Annotated in this window: 8 protein-coding genes; 7 read left to right on the top strand and 1 reads right to left on the bottom strand. The window is 75.2% G+C overall.

Annotation, left to right across the window (positions count from 1 at the left end; all coding sequences use genetic code 11):
• Nucleotides 1-69 precede the first annotated feature (69 nt).
• Nucleotides 70-714, top strand: a complete 645-nt coding sequence (locus AAH979_RS31600) for a nucleotidyltransferase family protein (protein ID WP_346261783.1) — start codon at nt 70-72, stop codon at nt 712-714.
• Between the two features lie 199 nt (nt 715-913).
• Here the strand turns inward: AAH979_RS31600 and AAH979_RS31595 are convergent, their stop codons facing one another.
• On the bottom strand, nt 914-2578 hold the full coding sequence (locus AAH979_RS31595; protein ID WP_346261782.1) for a PucR family transcriptional regulator ligand-binding domain-containing protein: 1665 nt from the start codon (nt 2576-2578) through the stop codon (nt 914-916).
• Between the two features lie 76 nt (nt 2579-2654).
• Between AAH979_RS31595 and uraD the strand changes: the two genes are divergently transcribed.
• The 6 genes from uraD to AAH979_RS31565 are packed head-to-tail and all read left to right on the top strand — an operon-like array spanning nt 2655 to nt 7329.
• Nucleotides 2655-3233, top strand: a complete 579-nt coding sequence (gene uraD, locus AAH979_RS31590; RefSeq protein ID WP_346261781.1) for a 2-oxo-4-hydroxy-4-carboxy-5-ureidoimidazoline decarboxylase — start codon at nt 2655-2657, stop codon at nt 3231-3233.
• Nucleotides 3230-3613 carry a hydroxyisourate hydrolase gene (gene uraH, locus AAH979_RS31585; protein WP_346261780.1) on the top strand — a complete coding sequence of 128 codons (384 nt, stop codon included), beginning with the start codon at nt 3230-3232 and terminating at the stop codon, nt 3611-3613. The genes uraD and uraH overlap by 4 nt, the downstream gene beginning before the upstream one ends.
• Before the next feature lie 11 nt (nt 3614-3624).
• On the top strand, nt 3625-4620 hold the full coding sequence (pucL, locus tag AAH979_RS31580; RefSeq protein WP_346261779.1) for a factor-independent urate hydroxylase: 996 nt from the start codon (nt 3625-3627) through the stop codon (nt 4618-4620).
• Nucleotides 4620-5507 (top strand): FAD binding domain-containing protein, encoded by an 888-nt coding sequence (locus AAH979_RS31575; protein WP_346261778.1) that lies wholly within the window; start codon nt 4620-4622, stop codon nt 5505-5507. The genes pucL and AAH979_RS31575 overlap by 1 nt, the downstream gene beginning before the upstream one ends.
• Nucleotides 5504-5977 (top strand): (2Fe-2S)-binding protein, encoded by a 474-nt coding sequence (locus tag AAH979_RS31570; protein ID WP_346261777.1) that lies wholly within the window; start codon nt 5504-5506, stop codon nt 5975-5977. Before AAH979_RS31575 ends, AAH979_RS31570 begins: the two co-directional genes overlap by 4 nt.
• The gene (locus AAH979_RS31565; protein ID WP_346261776.1) at nt 5974-7329 is read left to right on the top strand and encodes an 8-oxoguanine deaminase; all 1356 of its coding nucleotides are present in this window, start codon (nt 5974-5976) and stop codon (nt 7327-7329) included. Before AAH979_RS31570 ends, AAH979_RS31565 begins: the two co-directional genes overlap by 4 nt.
• Nucleotides 7330-7333 lie beyond the last annotated feature (4 nt).

Below are 7333 nucleotides of genomic sequence, written 5' to 3'. Positions count from 1 at the left end.
TATAAAAGGGGTAAAGCGCCCTATAAGCGGAACTTCGCCGAGGTCTCGCGCCTGAACTAGGCTCCGACCGTGACCCATCTCGCCCCGGACGAGCCCAGAGCGCACCGGCAGGAACCGTCCGGCGCTGGACCGGTCACCACCGAACGGGTCGCCGGGCTGGTGCTCGCCGCCGGTGCCGGGCGGCGCTACGGCGGGCCCAAGGCACTGGTCCGGCTGGACGGCCGACTGCTGGTCGAACGGGCGGTCCAGGTCGCCCGCGCCGGTGGCTGCGGGCCGGTGGTCGCGGTGCTCGGCGCCGCCGCGCCGACCGTCCGGTCCCGGGCGGAACTCGGCGACGCCGTACCGGTGGAGAACCCGGAGTGGGCGACCGGGATGGGCTCCTCGCTGCGCGCCGGGCTGGCCGCGCTGCGGGACTCCGGCGCCGTCGCGGTGGTGGTCCTGCTGGTCGACATGCCGGGGATCACCGCCGAGGCGGTCAGCCGGCTGGTCGAGATCGCCGAACCGGACGCGCTCGGCATGGCCGGGTACGGCGCCCGGCGCGGCCATCCGGTACTGCTCGGCCGGGCACACTGGCCCGGCGTGGCCGAGTTGGCGGTCGGCGACGTCGGTGCCCGGCGCTACCTCCGCCGGCACGAGGCGCGGCTGTCGGTCGTACCCTGCGACGACGTCGCGGACGACGCGGACCTCGACGTGCCACCGGCGACCGTGCCGTGACGCTCCGACCGTCGTGACGCTCCGACCGTCGTGACGCTCCGACCGTCGTGACGCTCCGACCGTCGTGACGCTCCGACCGTCGTGATGCTCGATCGTCGTGATGCTCGACCGTGACGTGATGGCGGTAAGGCGGTGGCCGCGACGTGGCGGCCGGTCCGGCGTCCCGACCGGCGGCGTGGCACCGGGGCAGAGCGGCGGGTCAGTGCGGTAGGCGCAGCGCGAGATAGAAGTCGACCCGGTCGGGAAACCGGGACAGGTCACGCCCGGTGAGCTGCTCGATCCGGCCGATCCGGTAGCGCAGGGTGTTGACGTGCAGGTGCAGCCGTTCGGCCGCCCGACTCCACGAACCGGAACAGGCCAGGAACTCGTCCAACGTACTGACCAGGTCGGCGTGGTGTGCACGGTCGTAGGCCAGCACCGGGCCGAGCAGCCGGTCCCGGAACGCCCGCCTCGCCTCCGGCGGTACGCCGCTGAGCAGCAGCAGGTGCGAGGCGAGGTCACCGGCCGAGAGCACAGTGCCGGGGGTGGGATCCGCCAGCGCTGTCGTCAGGGCGTGCTCGGCCTGCTCCACCGCGCCTGCCAGGGCATCCGGTTCGGCAGCCGGCCCGCTGATCCCCACCGTGAGCCGCCCGGCGCCGAGCCCCGGCACCAGCCCCGCGACCGTGCCCCGGACCGCGTCGGGAACCCCGGCCAGTTCGGTCCGCCCGCCCGCCAGCACGGCGAGCACCGTCCCGGGGCGGGCGGTGCCGGTGACCATGGCGGGCAGGGGCGTCGACCGGACGATTTCCTCGGTGACCGCGACCGCCAGCTCGGGGGGTGTGGTCAGCCCGGTCAGCCGGACGGCCAGCACCAGCAGGGTCGACCGGGGTGGCAGCCCGCCGGAGAACAGCGCGGCGCGCAGCTCCGCCGGGGAGGCGGCGGTGGACAGGGCCGTACCGAGCTGGTCGGCGAGCCGCCGTTCCACCCGGCCCGCCTCGTCGGCGTGGGCCCGTTCCAGCGCCACCAGGCTGACCAGCTCGGCCGCCGCCTCGGGTAGCCCGGGCGGCGGAACGGCATCGGCGACCGTGGACCGGGCGGCGCCGGCGGCAACCGTGGACGGGGCGGCGCCGGTAGCGGAGCCGGCGGCCGCGGGCGGGACAACACCGTCGGCATCGGACGGTCCGGTGTGCCGGACCGCGCAGGCCAGCAGCCAGGCGGCGAGCCGGTGCTCGGGACGGCCGGAGACGGCGACCAGCCAGATCCGCCGGGCGCCGACCTCGACCAGGGCCGGCAGCCGGCCGGCGGCCAGGAACGAGGTCGCCAACCGGCGGCTGGCGTCGGACGGAAGCGGCCCGGTACCCGCGACGGTCCGCCCGGTCGAGGTCAGCACCCAGCAGTCGACGCCGAGATCGGCGGCGACCGGCTGGAGCAGGTCGGCCAGCCGGGCACCGCCGGCCATCGCCGCGACCAGACCCCGGTACCGGCCGAGCACCGTCGCCAGCCCGTTCGCCCGGCGCGCCCACAGCGTCGGGGTCACCTCGTCGATGATGTCCCGGAAGGAGACCTCGACCGGGACCTCGAACAGCGGTACTCCGTACCGCCGGCACGCCGTCACCAGGTCCACCGGCACGGACCCGTACGCCGCGTCGCCGGCCCCGATCGCGGTGACCCCGGCGGCGGCGCAGGCGGCCACGAACCCGTCCGAGTCACCGGCCCGGCGGCGCCACATCAGCCCGGTCAGCACGATCTCGCCGCCGGAGAGGTAGCGACGTGGATCGGGCAGGTCGGTGACGTACACCCGGCTGACCGTTCGGTCCAGTTCGGCCTCGCCGGTGAGCAGGGTCAGTCGCAACTGGGGCCGGTCCAGCGCCTCGCGCAGCAGCATCGCGTACCCGTCCGATCCCGGCGGAGGCCGGTTGGAGGAACCTACGAAAACGATACGGCGGGCGGCCGTGGTTTCGGTGTTCGCGCCGATTCACCAGGCCACCACCCGGCTGTTGTACTTCTCCCGACCGCAGGAGGTGATCCGGGTGGCCACCGTCAGCGCGATGTTGGACGAGTTCAACCGGCGCTCCGCCGCCGAGGCCGAGACGGAGCTGCTCGCCTGCTGCGCCGTACCGACCTGGGCCCGGGCGGTGGCGGCCGGACGGCCGTACCCGGACGTGGCGGCGCTGGTCGCGGTGGCCGACGCCGCGCTGCGGCGGCTGGACTGGCCGGAGGTGGCGGGGGCGCTGGCCGCGCACCCGCGGATCGGCGAGCGGCCGACCGGCACCGGCCGGGAGTCGGCCTGGTCCCGCCGGGAACAGTCCGGCCTCGACGGTGCCGACCGGGACACCCGGGCCGCGCTCGCCCGGGTCAACCGGGAGTACGAGCAGCGGTTCGGACACCTCTTCCTGGTCTTCGCCAACGGCCGGACCGACGCGGAACTGCTCGCAACGGCCCGGCGGCGGCTCGGCAACGATCCGGACACCGAACGCGGGGTGGTCCGGGACGAACTGCGGCAGATCGCGCTGCTCCGGCTGAGGAGGCTGCTCTCGTGACCGACGACCGGACGAGCGCGCCGGACGGTCTGATCCGGATCTCCACACACGTGCTGGACACCGTACGCGGCGAGCCGGCCGCCGACGTCCCGGTCCGGCTGGACCGGCGGGACAGCGGCGGCTGGACGGCGGTGGCACACGGCCGGACCGACTCCGGCGGCCGGCTGACCGGCTGGACGCCGCTGCTGGACCGGCTGCCGCTGCGGGGCTGGCAGGCCGGCGGCTACCGGCTGGTGTTCCAGGTCGAGGGCCACTTTCCGCCCGGCACGGCGTTCTTCCCGGAGATCGTCGTCGCCTTCCAGGTCACCGAGCCGGACCGGCACCACCACGTACCGCTGCTGCTCAGTCCGTACGGCTACACCACCTACCGGGGAAGCTGAGGAGGCGGGCGGTGGCGATCGTGCTCGGCGCCAACCAGTACGGCAAGGCCGAGGTGCGGCTGGTCCGGGTACGCCGCGACGGGCCGCGGCACGACCTGCGCGACCTGACCGTCAGCATCGCGCTCGGCGGCGACCTCGACGAGGTGCACCGCAGCGGCGACAACGCGCACGTGCTGCCCACCGACTCGCAGAAGAACACCGTGTACGCCTTCGCCCGCGAGCACGGCGTCGACCAGCCCGAGGAGTTCGGCCTGCTGCTCGCCCGGCACTTCGTCCGGAGCGCGCCGGCGATCACCCGGGCCCGGGTGGAGCTGACCGAGCACGGCTGGCAGCGGCTCGGCCCGCACTCCTTCCAGCGCGACGGCGCCGAGAGCCGTACCGCCACGGTGACGGTGGAAGGCGACGGCAGCACCGTGGAGTCCGGTATCTCCGGGCTGGTGCTGCTGAACAGCACCGACTCGGAGTTCAGGGGTTACCTGAAGGACCGGTACACGACCTTGCCGGAGACCGACGACCGGATCCTGGCCACCGCCGTCGAGGCGCGGTGGCGGCACCGCGACGCCGGCCTGGCCGACCGGGGGCGGGACTGGGCGCAGTCGTACGCCGGGGTGCGGGCCGCGCTGGTCGGCGCGTTCGTGGAAACCTACAGCCGCTCGCTGCAACAGACCCTGTACGCGATGGGGCGCCGGGTGCTGGCCGAGCGCCCGGAGGTCGCGCAGCTGCGGTTGGCACTGCCCAACCGGCACCACCTGCTGGTGGACCTGGCGCCGTTCGGGCTGGACAACCCGGGTGAGGTGTTCGTGGCCACCGACCGGCCGTACGGGCTGATCGAGGGGACGCTGACCCGCACACCGGAGGAGGGGACCCGCACACCGGGGGACGGGACCCGGTCGACGGGGGACGGGACCGGGGCACCGCAGGGCGGGACCGGGTCGGCGGCGGACGGGACGGCGGCACCGCGGGGCGGCCCGCCGGGGGCGGCGGCCCGGGACGGCGGGCCGGACTGATGGTCGTCCCACAACCGGAGATGGAGTTCCTGCAACCGGAGAGCTGGGCCGAGGCGCTGGCCGCCCGGGCGGCGTACCCGGAGGCGCTGCCGGTGGCCGGCGGCACCGACGTGATGGTGGAGCTGAACTTCGCCCGGCGTCGCCCACCGGCCCTGCTCGACCTGGGCCGGGTCGCCGGGCTGGCCGACTGGGGCATTGAGGACGGCCTGCTACGGCTCGGCGCCGGGGTGCCGTACCGGCGGATCGTCAGCGAACTGGCTGGCCGGGTGCCGGGGCTGGCGATGGCGGCCCGGACGGTCGGTTCGGCGCAGATCCGCAACCGGGGCACCGTCGGTGGCAACCTCGGCTCGGCGTCACCGGCCGGAGACGCGCTGCCGCCGCTGCTCGCCGCCGGGGCGCTGGTGGAACTGGCCTCGGTCCGGGGCGTCCGTCGGGTGCCGGTCGCCGGCTTCTGCACCGGGCCGAAGCGCAGCGTGCTGGCCCCGGACGAGCTGATCGCGGCGGTCCTGCTGCCGCCGGACGGTGGGCCGGAGCAGTTCGCCAAGGTCGGCACCAGGAACGCCATGGTGATCGCGGTCTGTTCGTTCGCGCTGGCGCTGCGCCCGGCGAGCCGGACGGTCGGCACCGGGATCGGTTCCGCGGCCCCGACCCCGGTCCGGGCACCGGCGGCCGAGGAGCTGCTCGCCGCCGAGCTGCCCTGGGCGGCCCGGGCCGCACTGCCGGAGCCGCTGGCCCGCCGGTTCGGCGAGCTGGTCGCGGCGGCGGCCAGCCCGATCGACGACGTACGCGGCACCGCCGCCTACCGCCGGCACGCGCTCGGCGTACTGGCCCGGCGGGCCGTGCAGCGGGCCTGGGCGGAACACCGACGGGGAGGGGGTGACGGGTGAGGATCGAGTGTGTGGTCAACGGCGAGCCGCGCCGGGCCGACGACGTGTGGGCCGGGGAGAGCCTGCTGCACGTCCTGCGGGAGCGGCTCGGCCTGCCCGGTGCCAAGAACGCCTGCGAGCAGGGCGAGTGCGGCTCCTGCACGGTCTACCTGGACGGGGAGCCGGTCTGCGCCTGCCTGGTGCCGGCCGGGCAGGCCCGGGGTCGCGAAGTGGTCACCGTGGAGGGGCTCGGTCCGGGGCCCGGCGAACTCGACCGGGTGCAGCGGGCGTTCGTCGCCGCCGGCGCCGTGCAGTGCGGATTCTGTACCCCGGGACTGGTCGTCGCGGTACACGACCTGCTGGCCCGGACGCCGTCCCCGGCCGAGGAGGAGATCCGGGAGGCGTTGGCCGGCAACCTGTGCCGGTGCACCGGATACGAGAAGATCCTGACGGCGGTACGTCTGGCCGCCGGGCGGGAGCACGAGTCGTGATCATCATCGAGAACTGCGCGGTCGCCACGGTCGACCCGGCCGGCACCGAGTACTCCGACGGGCACCTGGTGCTGGACGAGGGCCGGATCGTCGCGGTCGGCCCCGGCCACGCCCCCCGCTACCACCGCTCGGTACGCCGGATCGACGGCACCGGCTGCCTCGCCACCCCCGGCCTGGTCAACACCCACCACCACCTCTACCAGTGGGCGACCCGGGGGATGGCGCAGCAGGAGGAGCTGTTCGGCTGGCTGACGGCGCTCTATCCGGTCTGGGCCGGGCTGGACGCCGAGGTGGTGGCCGCGACCACCGCCGCCGGACTCGGCTGGCTGGCGCTGCACGGCTGCACCACCAGCACCGACCACCACTACATCCATCCGGCCGGGGCGGGTGACCTGATGGCCGCCCAGGTCGAGGCGGCCCGGGGGCTGGGGCTGCGGTTCCATCCGTGCCGGGGGTCGATGGATCTCGGGGTGTCGTCGGGCGGGCTGCCGCCGGACGGGATCGTCGAGGAGACCGAGACGGCGCTGGTCGCCACCGAGGAGGCGATCGACCGCTACCACGACCCGGCCGACGACGCGATGCTGCGGGTGGCGGTGGCGCCCTGCTCGCCGTTCAGCGCCACGCCGAAGCTGATGGCCGAGGCGGCGGCGCTGGCCCGGCGCCGGGGCGTACGGCTGCACACCCATCTCGCCGAGACCGTCGACGAGGAGGAGTACTGCCGGCAGACCCACGGCTGCACCCCGGTCGAGTACGCCGAACGGCTCGGCTGGCTCGGCCCGGACGTCTGGCTGGCGCACGGCGTACACCTGGACGACGCCGGGCTGGACGCGCTGGCCCGGACGGGGACCTCGGTCGCGCACTGTCCCAGCTCGAACGCCCGGCTCGGGGCCGGTGTCGCGCGGGTCCGGGAACTGCTGGACCGGGGGGTGCCGGTCGGGCTCGGTGTGGACGGACCGGCGTCGCAGGAGGCCGGTCAGCTCGGTGCGGAGCTGCGGCAGGCGCTCTACGCGGCCCGGCTGCGGGGTGGCGCGGCGGCGTTGACCGCCCGGGAGGCGTTGGCGCTCGGCACCATCGGCGGGGCGCGCTGCCTGGGCCGGGGTGACCAGCTCGGCTCGCTGGAGGTCGGCAAGCTCGCGGACGTGGTGCTGTGGCGGTTGGACGGGCTGGGGCACGTCGGGATCGACGACCCGGTGGCGGCGCTGGTGTTCGGGCCGCCGGCACCGGTGGACCTGCTGTTGGTCGGGGGTGAGGTCGTGGTGGACGACGGTGAGCTGCGGACTGCCGACGAGCGGGAGTTGGCGCGGGGGGTTCGGCGGGCGCATCGTTCGGTGGTCCGGAAGGCACGACGATGACCGG

The organism is Plantactinospora sp. ZYX-F-223 (assembly GCF_039649625.1).
GTDB lineage: Bacteria > Actinomycetota > Actinomycetes > Mycobacteriales > Micromonosporaceae > Plantactinospora.
This window is presented reverse-complemented; position numbering and strand designations above follow the sequence as displayed.